This is a genomic window from Bradyrhizobium sp. USDA 223 (assembly GCF_044909005.1).
GTDB lineage: Bacteria > Pseudomonadota > Alphaproteobacteria > Rhizobiales > Xanthobacteraceae > Bradyrhizobium > Bradyrhizobium yuanmingense.
Genome location: NZ_JBIYDR010000001.1, coordinates 1,899,936 through 1,924,581 on the forward strand (window position 1 = coordinate 1,899,936; position 24,646 = coordinate 1,924,581).

A 24,646-nucleotide genomic window follows, 5' to 3' on the forward strand; every position below is an offset into this window, starting at 1 on the left:
TGATGGCCGCGATCGTCTGGATGATGCTGAGCTGATGGGGCAGGAGGCAGTCTTGCGGATCGCTCTGCCCTATGCGGCAGTCATCCTTTGCCTGGCGGTGACCGCCTGGCTCGCATTCGCGCATCTGTTCTGATCGTAGTCGATCGTCGTCAGCTTCCAGGCTCAACGAGCAGCGCCGCGAGCTGACGCGCCATCTTGGCAAGATCGATCGGTTTTTCAAAAAGCGGTACATCCTGAAATTCCGGTCCGACGGTGACCCTATCGTACCCCGTGGTGAACACGAACGGCACGTTGCGCGCCCTTAGTTCGCGAGCGACCGGAAAGATCCTCTCGCTGTGAATGTTCACGTCCAGGACCGCCGCATCCAGCGTGCTGCCGTCACGCAGGATCTTGAATGCATCCTCGATGTGCCCGGCAGGACCTGCCACCTCGGCACCCAGCGCCCGGAATGCCTCGCTGATGTCGTCGGCGAGGAAATACTCGTCCTCGACCACGAAAACCCTGCGCCCGGTGAAAGGCGCAGGCTGACCGGATGTTGTGCGCAACATCGTTATGATGCCTCAGCCTTCGCTTCGGCCCCGTAGGAACATAAAACGGGGCCCCGCCTTGATCCGAAACGATCAAATCGAAAACAGGTTCCATGAGCAACCGCGACATCATCGTGATCGGTGGCTCGGCAGGAGCGACCCAGCCACTGAAGCAGATCCTGAGCCGCTTGCCGCCGGATTTGCCCGCAGCCGTCTTCATCGTTCTGCACATTCCCGCGCAGGGCATCGGCATTCTGTCAACGGTCGCCAGGAGTGCCGGGCCGCTTCCGGTCCGCCAGGCCGAAAACGGCATGGAGATCGAGCCGGGGCAGATCTATTTAGCCGCCCCGGACCACCATTTGCTGCTGTCCAGGGATCGGGTGTTGCTCGGGCGCGGTCCGCGCGAGAACCTGGTCCGGCCGGCCATCGACGCCCTGTTTCGTTCCGCAGCCATCGCTTACGGGCCGCGGGTGATTGGCGTGCTCCTGAGCGGCTTGTTGTCCGACGGCGCGGCGGGTCTCAACGCCATCAAACGCTGCGGCGGGATGGCGGTGGTCCAGGACCCCACGGATGCCATCTCCGACGAGATGCCGCGGCGCGCGATGGAGGAGACCACGGTCGACCTCTGCGTTCCCGGCGCCAGTATGGGTGACGTCCTGTCCGAGCTCACCCGGGAGCAGGCCGGCGCGGCGCTGCCGATCCCGCCGGAGATCAGGCTGGAGGTCGAGATCGCGGCCGGAGACCGGATTGGCAGCGACAAGCTGCTCGCATTCGCCGATCCCGTCGCGCTGACCTGTCCGGCCTGCGGCGGCGTTCTGTCCGAGGTGAAGGAGTCGCGTCCGATGCGCTTCCGTTGCCAGGTTGGCCATGGATTCTCGGTCGATACGCTCGCCAAGGAGCAGGAGGGACGCGTCGACGAGGCCTTGCGTGTCGCCTTGCGCATCATCGAGGAACGGGCAGAGCTGGTCCAGCGCATGGCTGCCGACGGCCGGCGCAGCGGCCGGTCCGCGGTCGCCGAGATGTACCAGGCGAGGGCGGTCGAATATCGCGAATATGCCGATATGATCCGGCGGGTGGTGCTACAATCGCTCGATGCTCCCGGCCGCAAGCGGGAGACGTGAAGGGACTGCCATGGCCATCTCCGAACAAGCCCAGCAGCTCGGTGTCGAGCAGCGCCTTTTGGTCAAGGCCGACCGGGACATCGAAGAGGGCTCGCAGCGCATCCGCAAGCAGGAGGATCGTGTGCGCGAACTTCGCGCCGGCGGTCATGATACCCGCGAGGCGGAACGGCTGGTCGACGTGTTCAAGCAGAACCTTGCCGAGTGGGAGCGCCACCGCGTTCTGATCGCGCAGCGCATCACGTATCTGCAACGGCAGTTGGCTGCAGAACAGCCGGAAGCTGGTTGATGATCCCAGCGTTCAACGCCGCTCGTCGCCTAGCTGGCCGAGATGCTGCGCAGCCCCCTGGGCCGAGACTCGCGAGAGATCGAAGGAAGCTCTGTGACATCATTGTCTTTCAACTGTTGGGATCGAGCTAATTTCTGCTATCTGCAAGGATCGGGCGCCCGTTGGTGCCGGCCAGTGAGAGAGAGCTACCAGGTCCATGACTGAAGTCGGCGAGCAAGCGGCGGAAGGAGAGCGCCAGACCAAGTCCCCGCTCGTGATCGGCGTCGGCGCCTCACCGGCCGCTCTGGACAGCATCGGGCGTTTCTTTGCCAAGATGACCTTGAGCGACGACCAGGCGATCGTGCTGGCGCTTCAGCACCACGAGGCGTTCGACGAGGCTCAGCTGCGTCAGATCGTGCAAGGCTCGAACGGCTGCAGGTTGTCCGACCCCCGTCACGGCCAACCGATCGAAGGCGGGAACATCTATCTGTGCCCGCCGGCGATGATACGACGATCCAGGGCGGCCGTTTCGCGATCCGCAAGGCCGAGCAGGCACCGGGCGAGCGAGCCACGATTGACAGCTTCCTGGTATCACTGGCGGAGGAGCACGCCGAGAAATCCATCGGTGTGATTTTGTGCGGGACCGGCGGCGACGGCACGCTGGGTACTGCGACGCTGAAAGATCACGGCGGTCTTGCCATCGCTGAAAGGGTCGCCAGCGAAAAATCGGCTCCTCTCAAGGATGCCAACACGGCGGCGGCGATCGCCGACTATGTGTTGCCGGCCGAGGAGATTCCCGAGCACATCCATGTCTATGCTCGCCATCTGCGTCGTCTGGAGGAAAAGCAGGGGTTCGACGAGGTGCTCGCCGCCGCTGCGACCTCGCTCTCGCGGATAGCCGACATCCTGCGTAACAAGACCGGCAACGATTTTCACGGCTACAAGCAAAATACCTTCCTGCGCCGGGTGCAAAGGCGCATGCAGGTCGTCCAGATCGAGGACATCCCCGCCTACGTGGATTTCCTGCGCAACGACAAGGATGAGGCGCAACACCTTTTCAATGATCTCCTGATCGGCGTCACCGAATTCTTCCGCGACAAGCGCGAATTCGAGGTTCTGGAGACCCAGATCATTCCAAAGATATTCGAGGGCAAGGGGGCCGCTCAGCAGGTTCGCGTCTGGGTGCTCGGTTGCGCCACTGGCGAGGAGGCCTATTCGATCGCCATCCTGCTGCGCGAACACATGGCGCGGATGGACTCCTTGCCGCAGGTGCAGATCTTCGCCACCGACATCGACGGACGGGCGCTGGCCACCGCGCGGGTCGGCCGTTATCGCACCTCGATCGAGGGCGACATGACCAGCGAACGCCTGGCGCGCTGGTTCGTGCGGGAGGGGGACACCTATTGCGTGGTCAAGGAGCTGCGCGAGATGTGCATCTTCTCCCAGCACAACGTCATCAAGGACGCGCCGTTCTCCAGGCTGGACCTGGTTTCGTGCCGCAATCTGCTGATCTATCTCAACGCGGAGCTTCAGAACCGCGTCATACCGCTGTTTCACTTTGCGCTGTTGCCCGACCGCTATCTATTCCTCGGAAATTCGGAGAATGTGACGCGGCATCCAAAGCTGTTCGTGCCAATCGACCGCCGTGCACGCATCTTCAGGAAACTCGATACCGGAACGCGGCTGCCTCCCGAGTTTCCGATCACGACCGCTGCGAGCAGGGCGCCGGTCGACGTGCCGCCGGTGCGCTCGCTCAGCCCTGACGTCGGCCTGGAGCGGCGCGCGCAACGGATCGCGGACCGATATGCCCCGGCTTACGTCATCACCGACGAGAATTTCCAGATCTTGCACTTTTCGGGACGTACCGGTCGGTACATCGAGCCAACCGCCGGCGCCGCTAGCCTCGATCTGCTTCAGCTCGTGCATCGCGATCTCCGCCTCGAGCTGCGGACCGCGCTCGGCCGCGCGGCGGAAACCAACGAGCCTGTCAATGCCGAGCAGGTGCACCTCGGCGTGAACGGGCACCGCATCCTTGTGAGCATCACGGTGGAGCCCATTCAGGACGACGCCGGCGGTCACCGGAACTTCGTCGTTTTGTTCAAGGACGGACCGGCCCAACCGATCAGGGACGACCAGGGCAAGTCCAACGCCCTCATTCGCACCGAGCATGTCGAGCGCCTCGAGAGCGAGCTGCGCGCGACACGTGAGCGCCTCCAGGCCACCATCGAGGAGCTCGAAAGTACCAATGAAGAGCTGAAATCCTCCAACGAGGAATACCAATCGCTCAACGAAGAGCTTCAGTCCGCCAACGAGGAGCTCGAGACTTCACGCGAAGAGTTGCAGTCGGTCAACGAAGAGCTGACGACGGTCAATGGCGAGTTGGCGCACCGCGTCCAGGAATTGACGCGCGCCACCAGCGATCTGAAGAATTTCCTCGAAAGCACGCAGATCGCGACCGTGTTTCTCGACAACGATTTACGGGTGATGACTTTCACCCCGGCTATCACGCAAGTCTTGCACCTGGTGGAAACCGATGCTGGCCGCCCGATATCTCACATCAAGGCGCGCATTCCGATCGAGGCGCTCTACGACGATGTCCGCCGCGTGCTGCGCACCCTGGCCAGCGCCGAGCGCGAGCTGACCTCGCCGGATGACCGCAAGAGATATATCGCGCGCGTCTTGCCGTACCGCAGCGTCGACAATTTCATCGCAGGCGTCGTCATCACGTTCATCGATGTTACGGAGATTACCCGCGCCGAGGAGCGGCAGCGCCTGCTACTGGCCGAATTGCAGCATCGCGTCCGCAATACGCTTGGTGTCGTGCGTTCGATCGCCCGCCGTTCGGCGGAGACGAGCACCACCGTGGAGGAATACGCCTCCCATCTGGACGGACGGCTCAACGCCTTCGCCCGGACCCAGGGACTGGTGACGCGGGATCCCGAGGGCGGTGTCGATCTCGAATACCTGGTGGTGGAGGAACTGCTCGCCTACAATGCCCGCGAAGGCGAGCAGATGCGCGTTTCGGGCCCGAAGGTCCGCTTCCAGCCCAAGGCCGCCGAAACGTTCGCTCTAGCCATTCACGAACTCGCGACCAACGCGCTGAAATACGGAGCGCTGAGTCAGCCGTCAGGCCGCATAGACGTGTCCTGGCGCATCGACGAAAGCACGGAACCCGCACAATTGACGGTCGAATGGCGGGAGCGTGGGGGGCCGCAGGTGCCGCCGCCGCTGCGGAAAGGTTTCGGAACCGAGCTTCTCGAGCGTACACTGGCGTTCGAGCTGAAGGGCCAGACCACGCTGACCTTCCATTCGGGGGGGCTGCAATGCACGATCATGATCCCAGTGACCAAGGGCTCCTTCCACACTCCCCCTGTGGCTGAGTGATGTCCTTGTCGATCGCCGACCGCAGCGTTTTGGACCCGGCCATTCGCCGGTTGAATGCGCTGAGGCCGCTTTCGTCGGAGGCTCGCGCGTCACTTGAATATGCGATGCTCGAAGGGGTGCAGCACGCTGGAGCAAACGAGGACCTGATCTCCGAGGGAGACACCGTCGACAGTGTCCGCATCGTGCTGTCGGGCTGGCTCTGCCGCTATAAGATGCTCGAGGATGGCCGGCGCCAGATCGTTAACTTCATCTTTCCCGGCGAAAGCTGCGACGCTCATGTATTCCTGCTCTCGACCATGGATCACACCATCGGTACGTTGACCCCGGTCGTTTACGCCGAGGTCAAGCGCGCGCGCTTCGATAGCCTGCTGGCGGCCGACCGTTCGCTTGCCGAAGCATTCCTTTGCGAGACGCTCGTCAACAACGCGGTTCAGCGCGAATGGGCCGTCAATCTCGGCCGTCGCGTCGCGCTCGAGCGCGTGGCGCATCTGTTCTGCGAGATCTTCGAGCGGTTGCGTCCCGTCGGCATGGTCGACGGCAACAGCTGCGCAATGCCCGTGACGCAGACGGATCTTGCCGACGCCACCGGCCTCTCGGTGGTCCATCTCAATCGCACACTTCAGGAACTGCGCGCATCAGGACTGATCGTGCTGCGCGACCGTACCCTGGTCATCAAGAATCTCGACGCGCTCAAAGATGTGGCTCTGTTCTCGCCGGGTTATCTGCAAGTCTATCGCGGTGGTCGAAAGCGCGGATGAAAAGCCGCCGTCGGCCGTCTGCACACTAGGAACAGCGACTTACCTGAGCTAGTCTACCGGTATCACCGGCCAAGGCCCTGTCCGTAGGCGCCGGTGGCTGAGAGATCGCGCGCTCCCGCCTGCATGATGAGGAGCGCGGCCATGGATGGTGATCATCTTGGTCTGGAAACTCGGCAACTCCTGGCACGTGCCGATCGAGCCATCGAAGAGAGCATTCGCCTGCGGGCTATCAATGCCGAAGTCAGGCGGCAGCTCCGGTGGGCCCGCTATGAAATGGAACAGCAGCTTGCCGAGTCCTTGGCGAGGCACGACCCAGCGAGCGGTCGTGCACCCATCTTCGATCCATGAGGTCGCGCAACTTTCGACCTAATGAAAGTGTGCACATCTGCGCAATTACTCATTTTGAGTAACCTAGGTAAATGCGCGGCTTGGACACGTGGCTACCATGCGACCATGCGACCATGCGACCATGCGACCATGCGCGACGCCCTCTTTCTTCGCGCCTCTTGCGCGATCGATGCCAACCACGCTCTGCGGGAGGAGCGTCGGCTGCTCATGGAGCATCGCGATCGAATCGTGGCCGAGATGCGCCTGGCCGTGTTTGAGAGCGCCATGCTTCGTACGGAAATCAAGGCTTGCCGCGAGAATGAGGACAATTAACCCGCGTTTGGCGCAGTTGGCGTCTCCGAGGAATGATGTTTCCTCAGTCACTTAAGGCTCCAAGCAGATTTTTTGGGCAGCGCGGGCAACCGTTTCGGTTCCAGAACGTTAGATGCAGGTCAGCGCGACTTTGCCTGGCATTATCACCATATGAACGCAGTGGCGCGTTCCGCTGACTACAGGGATACGCCCATGACGATGATGCGGCGTCGGATCAAACACGAGGATACCTTGGAGACCCGGCTGGCAGCCGAAGCGGAGCGGTTGCGCGAAGAGGCCAAATTGCTGCCGCCCGGCGCGGCGCGCGATGAAATGTTGCGCAAGGCGCGACAGGCGGAAACGGGGTCTCAAATGAGCGAATGGCTGCGCTCACCGGGCCTGCAGCCGCCGAATTGACGGGCGCAGCGCCTGCAGCCTGGCAGGGCTGCACGCGCCGGGAACGGGTTAGATGTCGGCGCGTACCGATGCGCTGATATCGTGGGCAGAAACCGGAAAAATGAGCGCCACGTCCATCGTTCCCCGTTGCGTCCGGTTGTCACCCGGCGGTGCGGGGAATCAACGCCGCTTCGCGGCTTTGGTTCGCCGGTTGTAGGGCGAGCGATTGGCGGGCCGCAGCGAAATTCCTTCGCGCTGCGCCTTGCTGCGAATGGCCGCGACAGGGCGCTGAAGCTTGATGCTCATCACGCCGGTTGGCGTGTTGCCTTTCGCAAGCTGCTTCAACTTGCTCACATCCGCAGGCGTCCACGGCTCGCGTGCGCGGCGCTTGTAAGCGGGATTTGCCTTGCGTGGTCCTTTGCGGCCAATCGGCGAGCCCGGCCGCTTCCATGCTGCTTTTGCCATGATGATCTCCTTCAAGTCGTTCTTGAACATACGAATCAGCATTTCGGTTCCGGCGCAGCCCGGATCGATCGGACGCTGCGGTTGTGCTTTGCGCAAAATCGCGCAGCGTTAACTTATTGAAATGCTGGAACCGCGAATTGCGGCGGAAGCTACCAGCATTGCCGGGCTGGGCCGCCCCGACCGGCAAGTGACTTGAGACACTAGAGAACTTGGGCCCCGGCGCCTGATCCCCCGCCGGGGCCAATTTCCCCCGCATCATGCGTGAGTCCCATGACCGCCAAACGTAACCGCAGGAAACAGACTCAGTCGCTCCAGGAGCGGCTTGCTGCCTTCGCCGAGAAGGCCCGCGAGCGCGCAAGCAGCCTGCCGCCCGGTAGGGAGCGCGAGATGCTGCTGCAGCGCGCCAAGCAGAACGAAATGACCTCGAACCTTACAGACTGGCTGAGCACACCCGTGTTGCCGCGACGAGGACCGTCATGACGGGAAGCTTCAAGCACTACCGCGCGTTCCAGATCGATCCGGACGGACATGTGTTCGGATGCATCAACCTCGTCTGCGACAATGACGAACAGGCCAAGCGCGAAGCCGCCGCGCTCGTGCTCGTGCATCGTATCGAGCTGTGGCGGCTCGATCAAAGGATCGCCAAGTTCGATGCACCGCAGGAGCTTGCTCGCCAGTAAAGCTTGGGAACCGTGCGCTCGGCGCTGGGTTGGTCGGAGGACACCGACCTCGCCAGGAGCCAGCATGACGGATGCCGACATTCGCAAGGGGATGCCGCCCGTCAAGCTGTCGCGCGAAGAGTTCGCGCAGCGCTACAAGCGCCAGTTCGTCGATCCCGCCTTTGCTCCGCTCGGGCGTGAGCTCGACGCCATCACTGCGGCGGCCTGGGATGCCTACAGCCATTCGCGCAAGGCACCGTTGACGCGGAAGGCCGGCGCAGGCTTTTCCGACCCGGACTACGATCTCGCCGTCGACTGGCTCGATGCGCGCGCAAAAATCCTGGAGGCGCAGCGTCGCCACGACGATGCCGACGAGACGCCGCGCATCCTGATCATCAACGGCTCGGCCCGCAGCGAGCACACCTGTCCCGGCGAGATGTCCAAGACCTGGCGACTGGTCAAGCTGGCCGAGCCCGTCTTCATCGAGATGGGATTTATTGTCGACATCCTCGATCTGTCGCGCCTCGCCTCGGAATTCGGCAAGACCATTCATCCCTGCAAGTCCTGCGTCGGCACCGCCATGCCGCTGTGCCACTGGCCGTGCAGCTGCTATCCGAACTACTCGCTGGGCCAGACCCACGACTGGATGAACGAGATCTATCCGCTCTGGGTTGCGGCCCACGGCATTCTGATCGTGGCACCCGTGAACTGGTATCACGTGCCCGCCGGGCTCAAGGCGATGATGGACCGGATGGTTTGCGCCGACGGCGGCAATCCCGATCCGACCTCGACCCACGGCAAGAACGCCGCGGAGGCGAAGGCCATCGAGATGAAGGGCTGGCCCTATCCGCGCCATCTCGCCGGCCGCCATTTCGGCCTTGTCGTTCACGGCGATGCGGTCGGCGCCGAGGGCGTGCGCCGGGCCTTGTCCGACTGGCTGACCGACATGCAGCTGATCTCGGCAGGCCGCTACGCCGAGCTCGACGGTTATGTCGGCTACGACGAGCCATACGCCACATCCCATCGCGAGCTCGATGAGGACCGCGAATTCCAGCAGGAAGTGCAGAATGCGGCGCGCGCGCTCGGCAATGCCGTCCGGCTCGCGCGAAGCGGGCGCCTCGATGAGCCCGGCGCCGGTCTTGCGGACCCGAACCCCAAATGACCGGCGCGCCACCCCTTGAATGCCTGATCGTAGGAGGCGGGCCGGCAGGACTGATGGCCGCGATCTATCTGGCGCGCTTCCGCCGCCGCGTCTGCGTCGTGGACGCCGGCGCGAGCCGGGCGGCCCTGATCCCGCGCAGCCACAATGTCCCCGGCTTCGTCCACGGCCTGTCCGGCGCGGAGCTGATCGAGCGGATGTCGGCCCAGCTGAACGAGCTCGCCGTCACACGCGTGGAGGCCGAGGTCACGGCGTTGCAGCGTCACGAACACGGTTTCGAAGCGAGCTGGAATGGCGGCATGCATGCGGCCGCCACCGTCATTCTCGCCTGCGGGATCGTCGATACCCATCCGCCGTTCGACGATTGGCGCGCCGCCGTCGCGGATGGCCTGCTGCGCTATTGCCCGGTCTGCGACGCCTTCGAGGCGACCGGCCGCCGCATCGGCGTCGTCGGGCCGCTGGATCGTGCCGCCGCAAAGGCGCTCTTCCTGCGTGGCTATGCGCGCGACGTGACGCTGCTTGCGACCGGCGCGGACGACGCGAAGGCCGCAACGTCGGAGCTGTCCGAGGCGGGCGTCGGAATCGTGTTCGCGCCCGAGCTGCGCCTGGCGCGGCGAGACGGCGGCGTTGAAGCGGATTTCGCCGACGGACGTACCGCGCAATTCGACATCGTCTATCCTGCGATGGGCGCGGAGGTTCGCTCCCAGCTCGCGACGGCGCTGGGCGCCGACCACACTGCGGACGGTCATTTGAAGGTCGACGATCACCAGCGCACGTCGATCGCCGGGCTCTACGGCATCGGCGACGTCGTCACCGACCTGCACCAGATCTCGGTCGCGTTCGGCCACGCGGCCATCGCGGCCTGCACGATCCACAACAGCCTGCCGCCGCGATTTGCGTGATGGGAACGAAGCGTGGGCTGCCGTCTTGACTGATCGGATCCGAAGGAAGAGCCCATGCTGGAAGAGAAACTCAAGGAAGCGATCGTCGGCGAATTGCAGCGTCAGGCCGCCGACCGGCCGCAATCGCTGAAGGTGCAGGGCGCGGGAGACGCAGCGGCCTCGGAGGAGCTGACCGTCAACGGCAAGATCGACCTCGGCGCGCTTGTCATGGTGATCGCAGGATCGGTCGCCGGCGGGCCTTGAGCTCGATCGTCGACCGGCGGCCTCAGCCATACTCCTCGCCGATGCCGTATTCCCGGTAGATCTGCAGCGGGTCAAGCTCGGGAAACAGACGGCATTTGGCCTGCGCAAGATGCAGGCTCACCGCAGCCGGCTCCTTGCCGTTCGCGAGCAGCTTGCGGATGTCCTCCATATGCGCGTTCGGCTGGTGCTTCGGTTCGAGCTGCTCCAGCGCGACCAGGGCGGTCGCGAGTGCCTCGGTCAGAACCCAGTCGTCGTGGCCCGTGATTCCCTTCTTCGACATCGGAAGAACCCCACATCTGGTGGCGGTCACAGTTTACCGCGCCTTCGGCCAAATCGCCATTGAGCCGTTGCGGGCCGTTCGCGCGCGCGAGGCCAGGGGGCCATGCTCCGGCTTGCCTTATGGCCGCGTCAGGCTAAAAGGCAGCTAGTTGCGGGGGCGGCAGTATCTTTGTTGAAACAAACTTGGCGTAGACGGGCCGTATCCAGGCTCGCCGTTCCGGTCTGGTCCCGATCCCGCGCGTCGCAACACCATAGGGTTGCGACCCCCTCAAGCTTCGAGCCAGCATGGTTTTTCTCAGTTTCGTCTACCGCTTCCTCACCAATTTCGCCTTCATGGCGGTGGTCTATTTCAGCTTGAACTTCATGGAAAAGTATCCGAACCGCGCGATCCTGGCGATCCTGGTGCTGGTCTATGCCGCCATGCGCGCGGCCTCGACGCTGCGGGCGTTCTACTTCTTCCAGAAGATCGAGAAGCTGGAGGCCGAGACCAAGCGCCTTCAGGCTCCGCTCAACGACGGTTCGGGCAGCACCACTGCGCGCAAGCAGGTGATCACCGACGTCGCGCGGCTGCGGCGGGACGGCGAGCTCAAGTCCTACATGGACCTGTTCTTCCTGGCGCTGATCGTGCTGCTCTGCGTCGCCGCCATCATGCGGCAATAGCAGCTCAGGCGCGCTTTTTCAGGCTGGCGACGCGGGTCGGACGGGGCGGCACGCCCTTGGAGGCCGCGCCATTTGCCGCGGCGCTCTTCGCTGCGGTACTCTTGGGTACGATGTCGACGGGCTGCGCGGCATGATCCGCTGCAGCCGGCGCCGCCTGGGCGGTACGCCGCCCATGCAGCTTGGCCGTCTTGCCCTTCGCGCCTCTGCCCTGTGCTGCCTTGTCCTTGGCCGGATGCGGCCTCTCGGCCCCCATGGCGAGCCGGGTCGCGGCGCGCCGCGATGAGGTCGTCGACATCAGCACCTCGACCGAGCCTTCCGGAATCGCGAACAGATCGCGACCCGGGACGGGCAGGGTGGATGCGAGGTCGATCTGGCCCTTGCTCCGGCGCGGCAGCAGCGACTGATGCTCGCCCTGCACATTGAGGTTCGCGAGCGCAGGCGCCGGCAGCGTCCTGGTCTGCGTGAACACGAAATGCGGCACGCGCGGCCAGCGCGCGATCGGCGTCGTCTCGGATGGCGGATGCATCAGCCATTCGACCGGCGTGGTCGGCGTCGCCGGCCGCTCGGGACTGGCGGGCACCACATGCACAATGCGATAGCCGCGTGCCTTGAGGTCGCGGATGATCTTGGGCAGCGCCGCCACCGTGCGAGCCTGAATGTCGTGCAGCAGCAGGATGCCCTTGCCCTTGGCCTCCAGCCGCTGGATCGCGAGCTGGTAGACGCGGTCGGACGACACGTGCCGCCAATCGTCGGCCGGGAAGTCGGCGCTCCAGACCTGGAGGCCGCGCGCAATCAGATGGTTCTCGATGCCCTCGGCGCGCATCAGCCCGGGAATGCGGAAGAACGGGGCGAGCTGCGACGGATCGGTCATCGCGGCTGCGGTCCATTCGATGCCGCCATTGATCTCCGCCTCGGCCTTCTCGATCGGCATCCGGTCGAAGGTCAGCGGATGGTCCATGCTGTGCGTGCCGACGGTATGGCCCGCCGCGACCAGCTTGCGCACGCCTTCCGGATTGGCCTTGGCCTGGTTGCCGACGATGAAGAAGGTCGCCTTGATGCATTCGTCGGCCAGGATCTTGAGCACCTGGTTGGAATATTTCGGGATCGGACCGTCGTCGAAGGTCAGGACGACCTCATGGTCCTTCAGCGGCAGCGTCTCGCGGTACTGCATGGTGCCGATCAGCGGATGTTCGCGCGGATCGACAACGAGGGTGCGGGAGGTGCCGAGGGCGTCGGGGTGGCCGGGACACTCCGCCGCGAGCGCGGCCGGCGAACCGGCGATGAGCATTCCCAGACAGAGGACGATCCACGATCGCGTCCGCAAAACAACGCTACTTCCGATCATGAACCTCGTCTGCCCCCATGCAATTTGGCGCCCTAGATAGGTCGGAGATGGCTCAAAACGGTTCAGCCGCAGCCGCTCTCATCTTCACGGGGTAGCATGAACAGAGTGTTAATTGGCCCCAAATCACCCCATTTTGCCCGGGCGTGACATTCCGGCATCAGCGCGTATCGGCGCTCTTCTGTGAAGTGCCCGCCGGGACGATGTGGACCACCCGATAGTCGTTCTCCCTCAGATACCGGAGAAACGCCGGCATCATTGCGGCCGTGCGCGCCTTGTTGTCGTGGAAGAGGATGATGCCCTTGCCGCTCGCGGCGAGGCGCTCGGTGACGAGCTTCAATTGCTGCTCGGGCGTCATCTCCTCCCAGTCGCTGGCCCATAAATCGGCCCCGAACACAATGATGCCGCGCGACTGGAGCAGGTCGAGCTGCGCTTGGGTCGACTCGAAATAGGGAAAGCGGAAGAACGGCGTCGAGGGTGTCGTCGTCGGGGCCCCGCGCAGCGCCATCTCGTCTGCGGCAATGCCCCGGTCGATGTCGGCCATGGCCTTCTCGAACGGAATACGCCCCATGAACGGATGCGAGTAGGAGTGATGGCCGACGGTGTGGCCCTCGCGGGCGATGCGCTTGACCATGTCGGGATGCTCGGAGGCGTGCTGGCCGATCAGGAAAAAGGTCGCGCGCACGCATTCCTGTGCCAGCGCCGCCAGCACCTTCGACGTCGTCGGCGGGTTAGGCCCGTCGTCGAAGGTCAGCACGACCTCGCGATCGGCCAGCGGCAGCGTCTGCGGAAAGCTCTTCAGGCCCACGCGCGGATAGGTCTTGGGATCGACGCTGAGGACGCGCGAGGTGCCGAGCGCATCCTTGCGCGGGCACTCGGCGGCCTTCGTCTCGGCGGCGCCGATGACGGTTGCGGCAGTGCCGCCGATGGTCGCCGCGAGCGCGCCCGCCATGGTCGAGGTCCACCTCAGTCGCAGCATCTTTGCCATTGCGCTCGGCTTTGCCTTGTGGGTATTGCCTGAAGCCTCAGCTCACACCACCGGTTCCAACCTGTCAAACGGCGAGGCGCGCCATGGATGAACATCTGGACGTTGCCACACCCGCTGCGGATTCGGTACTCGACCACGTGCCGATGCGCAATGAAGACGGCGATATCAGGCACGAATTCGTCGAGGAAGTCGCCCGTGCGATCGAGGCCGGCGACAGCGCGGCGCTGCGTGCCTGCGTCGCGGAGCTGCACGAGGCCGATCTCGGCGATCTGATCGGCGCCCTCGAGCCCGACGACCGCGTCCGCCTGGTCGAGCTCACCGGCCGCGATTTCGACTTCTCGGCGCTGAACGAAGTCGACGAGACCGTGCGCGAGGAGATCCTCGAGGAGCTGCCGCCGGAGACGGTCGCCGAGGGCGTCCGTGAGCTCGAATCCGACGATGCGGTCGAGCTCTTGGAAACCCTCGGTGCCGAGGAGCAGGAAGAGATCCTGGAGAAGCTGCCGCTCAAGGAGCGCGTCGCACTCGAGCGCAGCCTGCTATACCCGGAGAACTCCGCCGGCCGCCGCATGCAGACCGAGTTCATTGCCGTGCCCCAGGATTTCACGGTCGGCCAGGCGATCGACTACATGCGCGAGACGCCGGATCTGCCCGACCGCTTCTACGAGATCTACGTCGTCGACAAGGAGCAGCACTGGCAGGGCGCGGTGCCGCTCGACGTGCTCCTGCGCACGCGCCGGCCGGTGGCGCTGACCGAGCTCACCGACGAGGATCGCCGCCGCGTCTCCGTCCTGGAGGACCAGGAAGAGGTGGCGCGCATGTTCGGCAAATACAATCTCGTCGCCGCACCCGTGCTCGACACCCAGGACCGCCTCGTCGGCGTCATCACCGTCGACGACGTCGTCGACGTCATCGAGGAGGAGGCGGACGAGGACCTCAAGGCGCTCGGCGGTGTCACCAGCGACGAAGAGCTATCGGACACGTTCCTCACCATCGCCCGCGGCCGCTTCAACTGGCTGCTGGTGAACCTCGCCACCGCGTTCCTGGCGTCCTCCGTGCTCGGCCTGTTCGAGGGCCAGCTGGAGAAGATGGTCGCGCTCGCGGTGCTGGCGCCGATCGTGGCGAGCCAGGGCGGCAATGCCGCGACCCAGACCATGACGGTGGCGGTGCGGGCGCTGGCGACGCGCGAGCTCGGTTCCTCCAACGCCTGGCGCGTGGTGATGCGCGAGGCCCTGGTGGGCCTCGTCAACGGCCTCGCCTTCGCCGTGATCACCGGCATCGCCGCGGTGGCCTGGTTCAAGATCCCGGGCCTCGGCATCGTCATCGGGCTCGCCATCGTCTGCAACCTCGTGGCCGGCGCGCTCGGCGGCATCCTGATCCCGATGGCGCTGGATCGCGTGCGGGCCGACCCGGCGGTGGCGTCGGGCACGTTCGTGACCACCGTGACCGACGTCGTCGGCTTCTTCTCCTTCCTCGGGATTGCGACGCTCTGGTTCGGGTTGAAGTAGGGTTGCCTCGCTCTCGGGTCCCGGGCGCGCTGCGGCGCGTAGCGCTGCGGCGCGTAGCGCTGCTGCGCAGAACCGGGACCCAGAAAGCGTCAGGGTCGGCTGCGGCAAGATGGGCCCCGGCTCAGCAGCGCACCACGCCGCAAAGGCGGCGCACTGCGCTGCGTCCGGGGCATGAGACCGTCATCTTTAATCCGACTTTAAGCGACCTGCCGCATCATCGCCTTTGCTTGGGGGAATGGGCATGCGGTTGCGGCTGAAGGCGGATGGACGGATCGTCGAATTGCGGGATGGGCAGGAATTTCCGGTCCAGCCGCTTGCGGTTCAGCCGACGGCCAATGCGGCGCCGGCTGACAGCGGCCCGCTCGCGGTGCGCGATCTGCGCCGGCGCGCCTGCTTGACCCAGATGGAGTTCGCCGCCAGGCTCGGCGTTCCCGTCGAGACCATCCGCAACTGGGAGCAGGGCAAACGCGCCCCGCGCGGCCCGGCCCGCGCACTGCTCACGGTGATCGCGCATGCCCCCGACACGGTGTTCCAGGCGCTCGCCAAGGCCTGACGCCAAGGCCTGACGCCAAAGCCTGACGCACAACCTCCCGTTAGGCCTGCATCGAATATCCCGCCTGGCTGCCGCGGCTTCCGTTGGCAGCATCATCGACCGGGTCCATAATGACGTCCGGGGCTGTCGCAACGGAAGAGGATTCCTCATGCTGTTCGTCGAGGCCAATGGCGCAAGGATTCCGGCGATCGGTCTCGGGACCTGGGAGCTGAGCGGAAGGCCGGCCGCGCGCGTGGTCGAGCAGGCGCTACGGCTCGGCTATCGCCATATCGACACCGCGCAGGTCTACGACAATGAGCGCGAGGTCGGCGACGGCTTGCGCGGCTCCGGCGTGCGCCGCGACGACGTATTCCTCACCACCAAGGTTTGGACCAACCATTTCGCACCCCATGATCTCGAACGCTCGGTGAAGGAGAGCCTCGCTCGTCTGCGGCTTCCCTCGGTCGATCTGTTGTTGCTGCACTGGCCCAATCCTCATGTGCCGCTCGCGGAGACGCTGGGCGCGCTGTCGCATGCGAAGAGGATGGGCCTGACCCGCCACATCGGCGTCTCCAATTTCACCGTGGCACTGATCGAGCAGGCGGTCGCGCTGTCGGCGGAGCCGCTGGTCTGCAATCAGGTCGAGTATCACCCCTATCTCGATCAGGCGAAGGTGAGGGCAGCCTGCGACCAGCATGGCCTTGCCCTCGTCGCCTACAGCCCGATCGCCAAGGGCCGCATCAAGTCCGACCAGACGCTGGCCGAGATCGGTCGCGTCCACCGCAAGACACCGGCGCAGGTCTGCCTGCGCTGGCTGGTGCAGCAGAATGTCGGTGCGATCCCGCGCACCTCGCGCATCGAGCGCCTGTCGGAGAACATCGAGATCTTCGATTTCGAGCTGTCGGAAGACGAGATGGACCGGATCGCCGCGCTCGCCAATCCGAAGGGACGCCTGACCGACTTTGGCTTCGCCCCGAAATGGGATTGAGAGGGACCCGGGGTATGCTAGGACCGCGGCGGCAACCCAAGATCGGTCGATGGAACTGTGGAAGATCATACGGACGGACATTGCCGCCTCGGCAATCGCCCATCTGACGCTGGTGGCGCTGATCATCGTGATCAGCGAGGTCCGTCCGTTTCATAGCCAGCCGCCCGAAACCGTCGCGGTCGACATCGTCACGCCGGAGCAGGTGAAGCAGGAGGAAACCAAGGCCGAGGAGAAGAAGGAAGAGGCGATGCCGCCGGAGCCGCTGCCCGATCTGAAGCTGCCGAAGCCGGATATCATCGACCAGGCGGGGGCATCGAAGCCCGCGGCAAGGCCGCAGGCGGCAGCACCATCGCCATCACAGCAGGCCTCGCCCGAGCCGCAGCAGAAGCAGCCGCAACCTTCGCAGGCCTCGAAGCAGCGTGAGGCCAACGCGCAAGCCCAGCCACAGCCCATGCCGCAGGCCGCGCCGCCGCCGGCCTACCAGACGCCGCAACCGGACGTCACCATCAAGTACGGGGTCATGCTGGGCCTGCCGCCCGAATTGCCGGTCGAGCCGAAAGGCGCCAAGGACGACGGCGGGGATGCCAACGATTCAATCGCTGCGAAGCTTCCGCCCGAGGTCATCGCGGAGCTTCGCCGTCACTTGCGCGGCTGCGCCAAGCTGCCGCCCGGCGTCGCACCGACCGACAACGTCCATGTCAAGCTGCGCACCGTGTTCGCCACCGACGGCACGCTGGCGCGCGAGCCCATCCTGATCGAGGCGCCGCCGTCCGCCAAGGGCGTGGCCATCGTCAAGTCCGCAACGAGCGCGCTGCAGAACTGCCAACCCTACAAGATGTTGCCGGCCAATCTGTACGGGGAATGGAAGGTGCTGGATCTGCCGTTCAGCCCGAAGGATTTCGGCGGATAGCGCTGCCGTAGCCTGGATGGAGCGAAGCGTAATCCGGGGCCGCTCGCCCGGCGTCTCGCACCGTCCCGAATTACGCTCGCGCTCGATCCGGGCAACGACATCGTGCCTGTTTCGGTCCTCTGTCAATCCATTCACGCGAAAATATTCCGCTTTACCGAAATTCGGAAATGACGTATGTGTCGCCCATCCCGGCTCAATCTCGAGGGGCGATCATGAGGTCGTCATTGTCGCGAGCCGGGCTTGCGGTGGACGCGGCAGCGTCGTGTACGAGAGTTGAGGGCGGGGCGGATTGCTCTCCGTGAGCCCGAGGCTTCGTACGGACGAGCGGCGCTGTCAGGTTCGTCGCGCCGGCATTTCGATGGCAACGTGCACAACGCCTTCGAACCCTGCGGCGCCAACGAACCGCGCGTACGGCAAAACCGTGTGGTCCTGGCCGTCGTTGCTACGGTCAAGCTCTGGCGAATGCGGCATTGGCGTCAACCGGCGCGGTGCCGGCGACTTTTGCGAGAGCGAGGGAGGCCAGAGGGAACTCGGCTCCCGGGAGAGCGCGGCATAAGCCGTCCGACCATCGCGCAGGGAAGGCCGTGTGTTGGGCTTCACCTGTATGCTGCTGTGCGGTTCTTCCTGCGTGTGCTTTTCGCGCAGCGGACCGCGGGTGCTGCCGGCACCCGGCCTTCCCTGCGCCCTCCTGACAAGAGGGTGGAGTGACCAAGCAAAGCTCGGGCAAAATGCGCCGCGAGGCCGAGTACGCACGTCTGTAGCCCCTCGCTGTCATCGCCCGCCTCCGCGGGGATGACAAGTGCTACTTGGAGAACGCAGCGTCGCCTCACACTCCGTCATTGCGAGCGCAGCGAAGCAATCCAGAATCTTTCCGCGGCGGGATTCTGGATTGCTTCGTCGCAAGGGCTCCTCGCAACGACGAGGAGGAGAGTGCGAGCGCTACACTCTCTCGTGCCCCGGACGCAGCGCAGCGTCACTTCGACGGTGCGCTGCAGAGCCGGGGCCCATGTCTCCGAGCAATCCGTGTGGCGCTGGGTCCCGGCTCGGCGAAGCAGCGCTTCGCGCTGCATCGCGTCCGGGACACGTGCCTCAATGATCGCGCTTCATACCCTCATCACCATTCACCGCCTCCGGTGCCATCGCGGCCCAGGCGCTGGACGCGAACTGCCGGCGCCAGGTCACGACCACGACCGCTGCCGTGGTCACGAACAGCACCCAGGGGCTGACGAACCAGCCGAGATAGCCGAGCGCAAAGAAGAAGGCGCGCTGGCCGCGGTTGAAGTGGCGGCCGGCGGATTCGAACAGGCGCGAGGTGCGGATGACGTGGGCTTCGGCCTCGGGGGTGTCGCGCTGCGAGGCCGGCGGCATACCGCCGAACAGGATGGCGACATAGTTGAACAGGCGATAGGCCCAGGCGAATTTGAAGAAGGCGTAGACGCAGATCAGCACGAGGCCGACGCATTTCAGCTCCCACAAAGCGGGCGAGGTGCTGAGGTCGATCGGCAGTTTGCTCAAAATCGTGATCGCGTCGTTGGTGGCGTGCAGCAGCGCCAGCGCGCCGCCGAGCGCGAACAGGCTGGTGGAGGCGAAGAAGGCGGTGCCGCTCTGCAGCGAGGCCATGATCTGCATGTCGACCATCCGCGTCTCGCGCTCGAGCAGCCGGCGTACCCAGACCTCGCGATAACGGTTCATGCGCGCCGACAGGCTGTCGCGGCCATAGGCCGAGTGCTCTAGCGTCAAGGCATAGGCCAGCCATTCGATGATGAAGAAGCCGACGGCGGTAATGTCGACCCAATGCCTGCTCATGTCTGTCTCATGTCTGTCTCTTGGCAAGGATCGCAACGATTGCCACGCAGGAGAGGACGCAGCAACGATTGATTGGCGGCAGGCGATGGCGCTAAAAGCGGCTGCAACTGCAGGACTCAACGAAGGACCAGTGACATGGCTGCGCTGAAACTCGCGATCGGCAACAAGAACTATTCGTCATGGTCGATGCGGCCCTGGCTCGCGCTCCGCGCCAACGACATCCCGTTCGTGGAGACGTTGATCCCGCTCTACACCGACGATCCCGCCGACAAGGCGCAGATCCTGTCCTTCAGCCGCGCCGGCAAGGTGCCCGTGCTGGTCGACGGCGACGTCACCGTGTGGGATTCGCTTGCCATCATCGAGTACGTCGCCGAGCGCTATCCGGAAGCGAAGCTCTGGCCTGACGACGTCGCCGCGCGCGCGCATGCCAGGTCGGTATGCGCCGAAATGCATTCCGGCTTTGTGGCGCTGCGCAACGAATGCGGCATGAACCTGCATCGGCCGATCCGCGCCGTGGCGCTGTCGGCGGATGCCAAAGCGAACATCGCGCGCATCGAGGAGATCTGGCGCGAGTGCCGCACCCGCTATGGCGCACAGGGACCGTTCCTGTTCGGCCGTTTCGGTGCGGCGGACGCCATGTATGCCCCCGTCGTGCACCGCTTTCGCACCTACGCGATCGAGGTGGCGCCGGACACCAGGGCCTACATGGAGACCATGATGGCGCTGCCGGCGTTCCAGGAATGGACCCGGGATGCACTGGCCGAAACGCTCGTCATAGCCAAGTTCGAGGACGCCTGAGCGGCAGTCCGACCGGCGCCGGCCGGAGGCGGGGACGCCAGCCGATCGGGAGGAGGGTGCGACAGGCCTGCGACATGTCGGCGGAATAAGCAGCTCCGCCGGTATCATCGCCCCACCGGCTGCCCCGTTATCATCCTGAAATAACTGGAAAAATTGTGCGCGGGCCATGCCGGCATGGCGCTGGCCAAAAGCATCGGACGCGTGCTATACACCCGCCCGGGTTTCCGGCCGGCCCTCGCAGTGGGACACTGGGCGAGGCGGGCGCTGTTTGAGTAATGGAGAGGGTGTTGAAGCACAAATTCCCCGTGGGAACGCGCGTCCTGTTCACGGCCAGCAATGTCGCGCGTCCGGCTGCGAGCGGCGCGTATGAGGTCATCCGTCTGCTCCCGACCGAAGGCGACGACTGCCAGTATCGGATCAAGAGCTCGACCGAAGCCTTCGAGCGCGTCGCCAAGGAAAGCCAGCTCGCGCTCTCCTGAAGGCCGACGCCGTCAGTGCATAGGCGCCTTCCGGGAATTGTACTCTGCCGCCGTCAAAAGGCCCGCTTCACCTTCACAAGGGTGGGCGGGGCAGTTGCCGACTCGCGGTGCTCGCTTGACCATCCGCTCTTTGCTCGCGTGAGGGGACGTCGCGCATGAACTGGGCATGGGCCACTTCGCTCGACCAAATCTGGCTCTCGCCGGCCTTCCCGATTTGGATGACCCTGGCGGCTGCCGGATTCTTCGGATTGATTCTGCTGATCACGCTGTTGCGCGCCGACAGATCGGTCGCGAATGGCGCGCTGACCGTCATTACCCTGCTATCCATCGCGATCGCCGGCGCAGCCACGGTGCGTCTCTATGGACCGGACGCGCCGTCCGCTCCTGCCGAGGCGCGCGCGCAAGCTGTGGTGAGCGCGAGCCTGCCTGCGCTGTCCTGTCTCGACGATCTCGCCGGCGATGCCGTTGGCGCCGGCTGCGAGAAGGCGCTGTTCGGCGCGCCTGACGCTGCGGCCGCGGCGGTCTCCTACACCGCCGCCAGGATCGACCGCCTGACCGCGCTCGGCGATGTCGCCACGGCGGAGAAGAGCCTGACCCTCGACATGAAGGTGCTGCGCAAGTCGCTCGAGCGGGATCGTTACGGTCTCGTTGCACATGTGCTGGTGGCGCGCGACGGCTGCACGCAGTTCGATTGCGCTGCGTTCCGCTCGCTGACCGACCAGCAGCAGGTTGCCGCCAACATGGACTCCCATCTCTACGAGACCCTGGTCGCGCGCTATGCGCCGACCTGGAACGCGCCCGCAGCAGCCTCAGCGGCGATGCCCGCCAACGCCGCGCTCGCCGGACTGCCGCCGTCAATGCCGACGGGCAGGCCGACCAATGCCGAGTTCCCGAGCGCGTCCTCGACGCCGCCGGTGAGCATCATGAATCCGGAGCCCACGGCGGCGACCCGCCAGGCCGCGCCGGCCGCAAATGCGGCGGCAGCACCGCGTGCGCCGGCCGCGGCCTCCGCACAGGCCGCAGCGCCTCCGGCATCGAGCCCGCCGGCTGCGAAGAAGCCGCCGCCCCAAAAGGCTGCGCGTGCGCCTGCGGCGCCGGTTCCGCTCGCGCCGCCGCCGGCCTCGACCGCCGCCCCCGCGCCTGCGGATAACGAGTAGATCGGCATTCCAAATGCTGGGTTGCCCGGCTAATGCTTGGGCATGCCACTCCATCTGATCAAGCTCGCCGTCGGCTGCGACTCCGTCAAGGAATTGAAGGAGTGGGTGGCCGAACGGATGCAGACCGCCAAGAAGAAGGGTCTGCCGCAACATCACATCCACATCACCCGCATGGTGCCCAAGCGCGACGCCGAGATCCTCGCCGGCGGCTCGCTCTACTGGGTGATCAAGGGCGAGATTGCCGCGCGCGAAAAGATCATCGGCATCGAGCCGTTCCGCGACAAGGACGGCATCGGGCGCTGCCGGATCGTGATGCAGCCGAAAGTGATCTCGGTCTCGCCGCGGCCGATGCGCCCGTTCCAGGGCTGGCGCTATCTGACCGACGATTCCGTGCCGGCCGATCTCGGCAAGTCCGCGGCCGGCTCGATTGCGGCGATGCCGGAGCCGATGCGGCGCGAGCTGCGTGACCTCGGACTGCTCTAAACAGCCATATTGTCGATCAGCCGGGTGGTGCCGAGCTTGGCCGCGACCAGGATCCGCAAGGGGCCGTCCTTGCGCGAGGTGACCGGTGCCAGCGTCTCGGCATGGCGGACCTCGTAATAGTCGAGCACCAAGCCGGCCGCCTTGATCATCTCCGCACCGCCGGCCATCGCCGGCGCGATCGAATCGCCGGCACGGATGCGCCCGGCGCTCTCTCTCATGGCGCGGTAGAGGACAATGGCGGTCTGGCGCTCCTCGGGCGAGAGGTAGACGTTGCGCGAGGACATCGCGAGTCCGTCGCGCTCGCGCACGGTGCGGGAGCCGATCACCTTGACGCCGAGGTCGAGGTCGCGCGCCATCTGCGTCACCACGCGCAATTGCTGGAAATCCTTTTCGCCGAAGATCGCGACATCCGGCCGGACTTGCGTGAACAGCTTGCCGACGACAGTGGCGACACCGCCGAAGAAGTGCGGGCGGAAGCGGTCCTCGAGGCCGGCGAGCGCCGGCCCCTCCGGCACGATGCGGGTGGCAAACCCCTCCGGATACATGGCCGCGACGCCCGGGTGCCAGACGATATCGACGTCCTCGGCCGCGAGCTTGGCGATGTCTGCCTTCCAGGTGCGCGGATAGGCGCCGAAATCCTCGGTCGGAGCGAACTGGGTCGGGTTGACGAAGATCGACACCACGACGCGGCTGGCGCGCCGCTTGGCGAGGCGAACCAGCGACACATGCCCGTCATGGAGCGCCCCCATGGTCGGGACCAGCGCGATCGTGGCCTTTCGCTTGCGGAGATTGTCGACGGCGCGTCGCAGGGCAGGGACCGTGCGGGCGATCAATGGGCTTGCTGACATCGGGACTCGACGATTGGGAAGGGGCGCAGGTGCGGGCGTCGCCCCCGGCCGGCTAACCTTAACAAGCGGAGATCGTGGACGCCATGCATCCGGATGCGGCACAGCATCCCGCGCAAGGCGGCGTAGAACGTCGCGACGTTGTGGACTGGTTCACAGACGAAAGACGGCGCCGCGATACATCGTGAAGAACGGCGCATTGCAATTTGCATTTCCTGTCACGCATTTCACTTGACCGGTGACGCGGTCAACTCGAAGATATTCGCAAGGGGTGTTGAGGATCGCCATGCTTGTGCAGGCTAGCCAAGGCCAATCCGGCTCGGCGCACGTGATCGTGCTGGGCAACGAGAAGGGCGGCTCCGGCAAATCGACCACGGCCTTGCACATCGCCGTTGCGCTTCTGAAAGCCGGCCAGCGCGTTGCCACCATCGACCTCGACTGCCGCCAGCAGAGCTTCACGCGCTACATCGGCAACCGGTCCGCCTGGGCGCAACGTACCAAGCTCGACCTCGAGCTTCCGGTGCATCGCTGCATCAAGCTCGGCGAGACCATGCAGATTGCCGAGAACGAGAATTCCGAGTTCCAGCAGTTCATGGAAGCCGTCTCCGCGGTCGAGAGCAGCTTCGACTTCATCGTTATCGATACGCCCGGCACCGACAGCTATCTGATGCGGCTCGCGCATTCGATGGCCGACACCCTGGTCACGCCGATCAACGACAGCTTCCTCGATTTCGACGTGCTCGGCACCGTCGATCCCGCGACTTACGCAGTGACGGGCGAGAGCCACTACGCCGAGATGGTGCGTGATGTCAGGCGCAAGCGACGCCAGCTCGACGGCGCGACCACCGACTGGATCGTCGTGCGCAACCGCCTGTCGATGCTCGGCTCGCGCAACAAGCAGCTCGTCGCCGAGGGCCTGAAGGATCTGTCGCTGCGGCTCGGCTTCCGCTACGTCGATGGCTTCGCCGAGCGCGTCGTGTACCGCGAATTCTTCCCGCGGGGTCTGACCGCCCTGGACGATATCGACGAGGCCACGCTGGGCATGCGGCCCAATCTCGGCCATCTCACCGCGCGGGAGGAGGTGACGAGCCTGCTCCGCCAGCTCAAGCTCCCGCTCGACGAGCGCGGCCGCCGCCGCGCGGCCAACCGGGCCGAGTGGTTCAGCCAGGTCGACAAGCCGCTCGAGGTCCACGATATCCTTGGCGCCTGACCTCGCGGTATAAGGCTACTCCCGGCCGATCCGGGCCTTCGGCTGGCGCGGGAACCGGGACTGCGCCGCGTGCGTTTTCACCCTGCGTTTACCGCGAGTCGAACCCGATCAAGACCGGTTGCGTCGAATAGGGACCTGCACCCTCA

General features: G+C 65.1%; 28 protein-coding genes and 1 pseudogene. 22 read left to right on the plus strand and 7 right to left on the minus strand.

The window, feature by feature from the left end; translation table 11 throughout:
- Window positions 1-149: 149 nt before the first annotated feature.
- A complete protein-coding gene (locus tag ABIA40_RS08595; protein ID WP_404540568.1) occupies window positions 150-548 on the minus strand; it encodes a response regulator in 399 nt (132 codons plus the stop codon).
- A 92-nt stretch (window positions 549-640) separates the two neighbouring features.
- Between ABIA40_RS08595 and ABIA40_RS08600 the strand changes: the two genes are divergently transcribed.
- The 7 genes and pseudogenes from ABIA40_RS08600 (at window position 641) to ABIA40_RS08630 (ending at window position 7,111) form a co-directional block, all read left to right on the plus strand.
- The gene (locus ABIA40_RS08600; protein ID WP_404540571.1) at window positions 641-1,648 is read left to right on the plus strand and encodes a chemotaxis protein CheB; all 1,008 of its coding nucleotides are present in this window, start codon (window positions 641-643) and stop codon (window positions 1,646-1,648) included.
- Between the two features lie 10 nt (window positions 1,649-1,658).
- Complete coding sequence (locus ABIA40_RS08605) at window positions 1,659-1,934, plus strand: hypothetical protein (RefSeq protein WP_404540573.1); 276 nt, start codon at window positions 1,659-1,661, stop codon at window positions 1,932-1,934.
- A 313-nt stretch (window positions 1,935-2,247) separates the two neighbouring features.
- Window positions 2,248-2,891: pseudogene (locus ABIA40_RS08610) on the plus strand (chemotaxis protein CheB); the annotation flags it as partial.
- Window positions 2,892-5,297 (plus strand): CheR family methyltransferase, encoded by a 2,406-nt coding sequence (locus tag ABIA40_RS08615; RefSeq protein WP_404546190.1) that lies wholly within the window; start codon window positions 2,892-2,894, stop codon window positions 5,295-5,297.
- A complete protein-coding gene (locus tag ABIA40_RS08620; RefSeq protein WP_404540576.1) occupies window positions 5,297-6,055 on the plus strand; it encodes a Crp/Fnr family transcriptional regulator in 759 nt (252 codons plus the stop codon). Before ABIA40_RS08615 ends, ABIA40_RS08620 begins: the two co-directional genes overlap by 1 nt.
- A 477-nt stretch (window positions 6,056-6,532) precedes the next feature.
- Window positions 6,533-6,715: a hypothetical protein gene (locus ABIA40_RS08625; RefSeq protein WP_271540076.1), complete on the plus strand. Its 183-nt coding sequence runs from the start codon at window positions 6,533-6,535 to the stop codon at window positions 6,713-6,715.
- 198 nt (window positions 6,716-6,913) lie between these two features.
- A complete protein-coding gene (locus tag ABIA40_RS08630) occupies window positions 6,914-7,111 on the plus strand; it encodes a hypothetical protein (protein WP_271540103.1) in 198 nt (65 codons plus the stop codon).
- Between the two features lie 159 nt (window positions 7,112-7,270).
- Here ABIA40_RS08630 and ABIA40_RS08635 read toward each other — a convergent pair whose 3' ends face one another.
- A complete protein-coding gene (locus ABIA40_RS08635) occupies window positions 7,271-7,555 on the minus strand; it encodes a hypothetical protein (protein ID WP_271540078.1) in 285 nt (94 codons plus the stop codon).
- Window positions 7,556-7,825: 270 nt separating this feature from the next.
- Between ABIA40_RS08635 and ABIA40_RS08640 the strand changes: the two genes are divergently transcribed.
- The 5 genes from ABIA40_RS08640 to ABIA40_RS08660 all read left to right on the plus strand — a co-directional run bounded on the left by ABIA40_RS08640 (window position 7,826) and on the right by ABIA40_RS08660 (window position 10,518).
- Window positions 7,826-8,035 carry a hypothetical protein gene (locus ABIA40_RS08640; RefSeq protein ID WP_271540081.1) on the plus strand — a complete coding sequence of 70 codons (210 nt, stop codon included), beginning with the start codon at window positions 7,826-7,828 and terminating at the stop codon, window positions 8,033-8,035.
- Window positions 8,032-8,235, plus strand: a complete 204-nt coding sequence (locus ABIA40_RS08645; protein WP_404540579.1) for a hypothetical protein — start codon at window positions 8,032-8,034, stop codon at window positions 8,233-8,235. Before ABIA40_RS08640 ends, ABIA40_RS08645 begins: the two co-directional genes overlap by 4 nt.
- A 64-nt stretch (window positions 8,236-8,299) precedes the next feature.
- Window positions 8,300-9,376, plus strand: coding sequence for a flavodoxin family protein (locus ABIA40_RS08650; RefSeq protein ID WP_404540582.1), 1,077 nt, complete (start codon window positions 8,300-8,302; stop codon window positions 9,374-9,376).
- Window positions 9,373-10,275, plus strand: coding sequence for an NAD(P)/FAD-dependent oxidoreductase (locus tag ABIA40_RS08655; protein ID WP_404540585.1), 903 nt, complete (start codon window positions 9,373-9,375; stop codon window positions 10,273-10,275). The genes ABIA40_RS08650 and ABIA40_RS08655 overlap by 4 nt, the downstream gene beginning before the upstream one ends.
- Before the next feature lie 54 nt (window positions 10,276-10,329).
- The gene (locus ABIA40_RS08660; protein ID WP_036013742.1) at window positions 10,330-10,518 is read left to right on the plus strand and encodes a hypothetical protein; all 189 of its coding nucleotides are present in this window, start codon (window positions 10,330-10,332) and stop codon (window positions 10,516-10,518) included.
- 22 nt (window positions 10,519-10,540) lie between these two features.
- Here the strand turns inward: ABIA40_RS08660 and ABIA40_RS08665 are convergent, their stop codons facing one another.
- Window positions 10,541-10,798: a hypothetical protein gene (locus ABIA40_RS08665; protein WP_036013744.1), complete on the minus strand. Its 258-nt coding sequence runs from the start codon at window positions 10,796-10,798 to the stop codon at window positions 10,541-10,543.
- Window positions 10,799-11,082: 284 nt separating this feature from the next.
- Between ABIA40_RS08665 and ABIA40_RS08670 the strand changes: the two genes are divergently transcribed.
- Window positions 11,083-11,457: a hypothetical protein gene (locus ABIA40_RS08670; RefSeq protein ID WP_404540588.1), complete on the plus strand. Its 375-nt coding sequence runs from the start codon at window positions 11,083-11,085 to the stop codon at window positions 11,455-11,457.
- Between the two features lie 4 nt (window positions 11,458-11,461).
- Here ABIA40_RS08670 and ABIA40_RS08675 read toward each other — a convergent pair whose 3' ends face one another.
- Entirely contained in the window at window positions 11,462-12,802 is a 1,341-nt protein-coding gene (locus ABIA40_RS08675) for a polysaccharide deacetylase family protein (RefSeq protein WP_404540590.1), read from the minus strand.
- 157 nt (window positions 12,803-12,959) lie between these two features.
- Window positions 12,960-13,787, minus strand: coding sequence for a polysaccharide deacetylase family protein (locus ABIA40_RS08680; RefSeq protein ID WP_404540593.1), 828 nt, complete (start codon window positions 13,785-13,787; stop codon window positions 12,960-12,962).
- 83 nt (window positions 13,788-13,870) lie between these two features.
- On the opposite strand from ABIA40_RS08680, the gene mgtE reads away from it, so the two are divergent.
- The 4 genes from mgtE (at window position 13,871) to ABIA40_RS08700 (ending at window position 17,722) form a co-directional block, all read left to right on the plus strand.
- On the plus strand, window positions 13,871-15,292 hold the full coding sequence (gene mgtE / locus ABIA40_RS08685) for a magnesium transporter (protein WP_128265350.1): 1,422 nt from the start codon (window positions 13,871-13,873) through the stop codon (window positions 15,290-15,292).
- Window positions 15,293-15,527: 235 nt separating this feature from the next.
- Window positions 15,528-15,845, plus strand: a complete 318-nt coding sequence (locus tag ABIA40_RS08690; protein ID WP_404540597.1) for a helix-turn-helix domain-containing protein — start codon at window positions 15,528-15,530, stop codon at window positions 15,843-15,845.
- A 148-nt stretch (window positions 15,846-15,993) separates the two neighbouring features.
- Window positions 15,994-16,812: an aldo/keto reductase gene (locus ABIA40_RS08695; protein WP_157286670.1), complete on the plus strand. Its 819-nt coding sequence runs from the start codon at window positions 15,994-15,996 to the stop codon at window positions 16,810-16,812.
- Window positions 16,813-16,861: 49 nt separating this feature from the next.
- A complete protein-coding gene (locus ABIA40_RS08700) occupies window positions 16,862-17,722 on the plus strand; it encodes a hypothetical protein (RefSeq protein WP_404540600.1) in 861 nt (286 codons plus the stop codon).
- 1,089 nt (window positions 17,723-18,811) lie between these two features.
- On the opposite strand, the gene ABIA40_RS08705 is transcribed toward ABIA40_RS08700, so the two are convergent.
- Window positions 18,812-19,528 carry a DUF599 domain-containing protein gene (locus ABIA40_RS08705; RefSeq protein WP_404540603.1) on the minus strand — a complete coding sequence of 239 codons (717 nt, stop codon included), beginning with the start codon at window positions 19,526-19,528 and terminating at the stop codon, window positions 18,812-18,814.
- Window positions 19,529-19,663: 135 nt separating this feature from the next.
- Between ABIA40_RS08705 and ABIA40_RS08710 the strand changes: the two genes are divergently transcribed.
- The 4 genes from ABIA40_RS08710 (at window position 19,664) to ABIA40_RS08725 (ending at window position 22,445) form a co-directional block, all read left to right on the plus strand.
- Window positions 19,664-20,326: a glutathione S-transferase family protein gene (locus ABIA40_RS08710; protein ID WP_157286667.1), complete on the plus strand. Its 663-nt coding sequence runs from the start codon at window positions 19,664-19,666 to the stop codon at window positions 20,324-20,326.
- Window positions 20,327-20,601: 275 nt separating this feature from the next.
- Window positions 20,602-20,805: a hypothetical protein gene (locus ABIA40_RS08715; protein WP_085969273.1), complete on the plus strand. Its 204-nt coding sequence runs from the start codon at window positions 20,602-20,604 to the stop codon at window positions 20,803-20,805.
- A 155-nt stretch (window positions 20,806-20,960) separates the two neighbouring features.
- Window positions 20,961-21,962: a hypothetical protein gene (locus tag ABIA40_RS08720; protein ID WP_404540606.1), complete on the plus strand. Its 1,002-nt coding sequence runs from the start codon at window positions 20,961-20,963 to the stop codon at window positions 21,960-21,962.
- A 42-nt stretch (window positions 21,963-22,004) separates the two neighbouring features.
- Window positions 22,005-22,445, plus strand: a complete 441-nt coding sequence (locus tag ABIA40_RS08725; RefSeq protein WP_036015220.1) for a DUF1489 family protein — start codon at window positions 22,005-22,007, stop codon at window positions 22,443-22,445.
- Here the strand turns inward: ABIA40_RS08725 and panC are convergent.
- A complete protein-coding gene (gene panC / locus ABIA40_RS08730) occupies window positions 22,442-23,293 on the minus strand; it encodes a pantoate--beta-alanine ligase (protein ID WP_404540609.1) in 852 nt (283 codons plus the stop codon). The genes ABIA40_RS08725 and panC overlap by 4 nt on opposite strands.
- Window positions 23,294-23,576: 283 nt before the next feature.
- Between panC and ABIA40_RS08735 the strand changes: the two genes are divergently transcribed.
- Window positions 23,577-24,500 carry a division plane positioning ATPase MipZ gene (locus tag ABIA40_RS08735; protein ID WP_225125063.1) on the plus strand — a complete coding sequence of 308 codons (924 nt, stop codon included), beginning with the start codon at window positions 23,577-23,579 and terminating at the stop codon, window positions 24,498-24,500.
- Window positions 24,501-24,646: the final 146 nt, after the last annotated feature.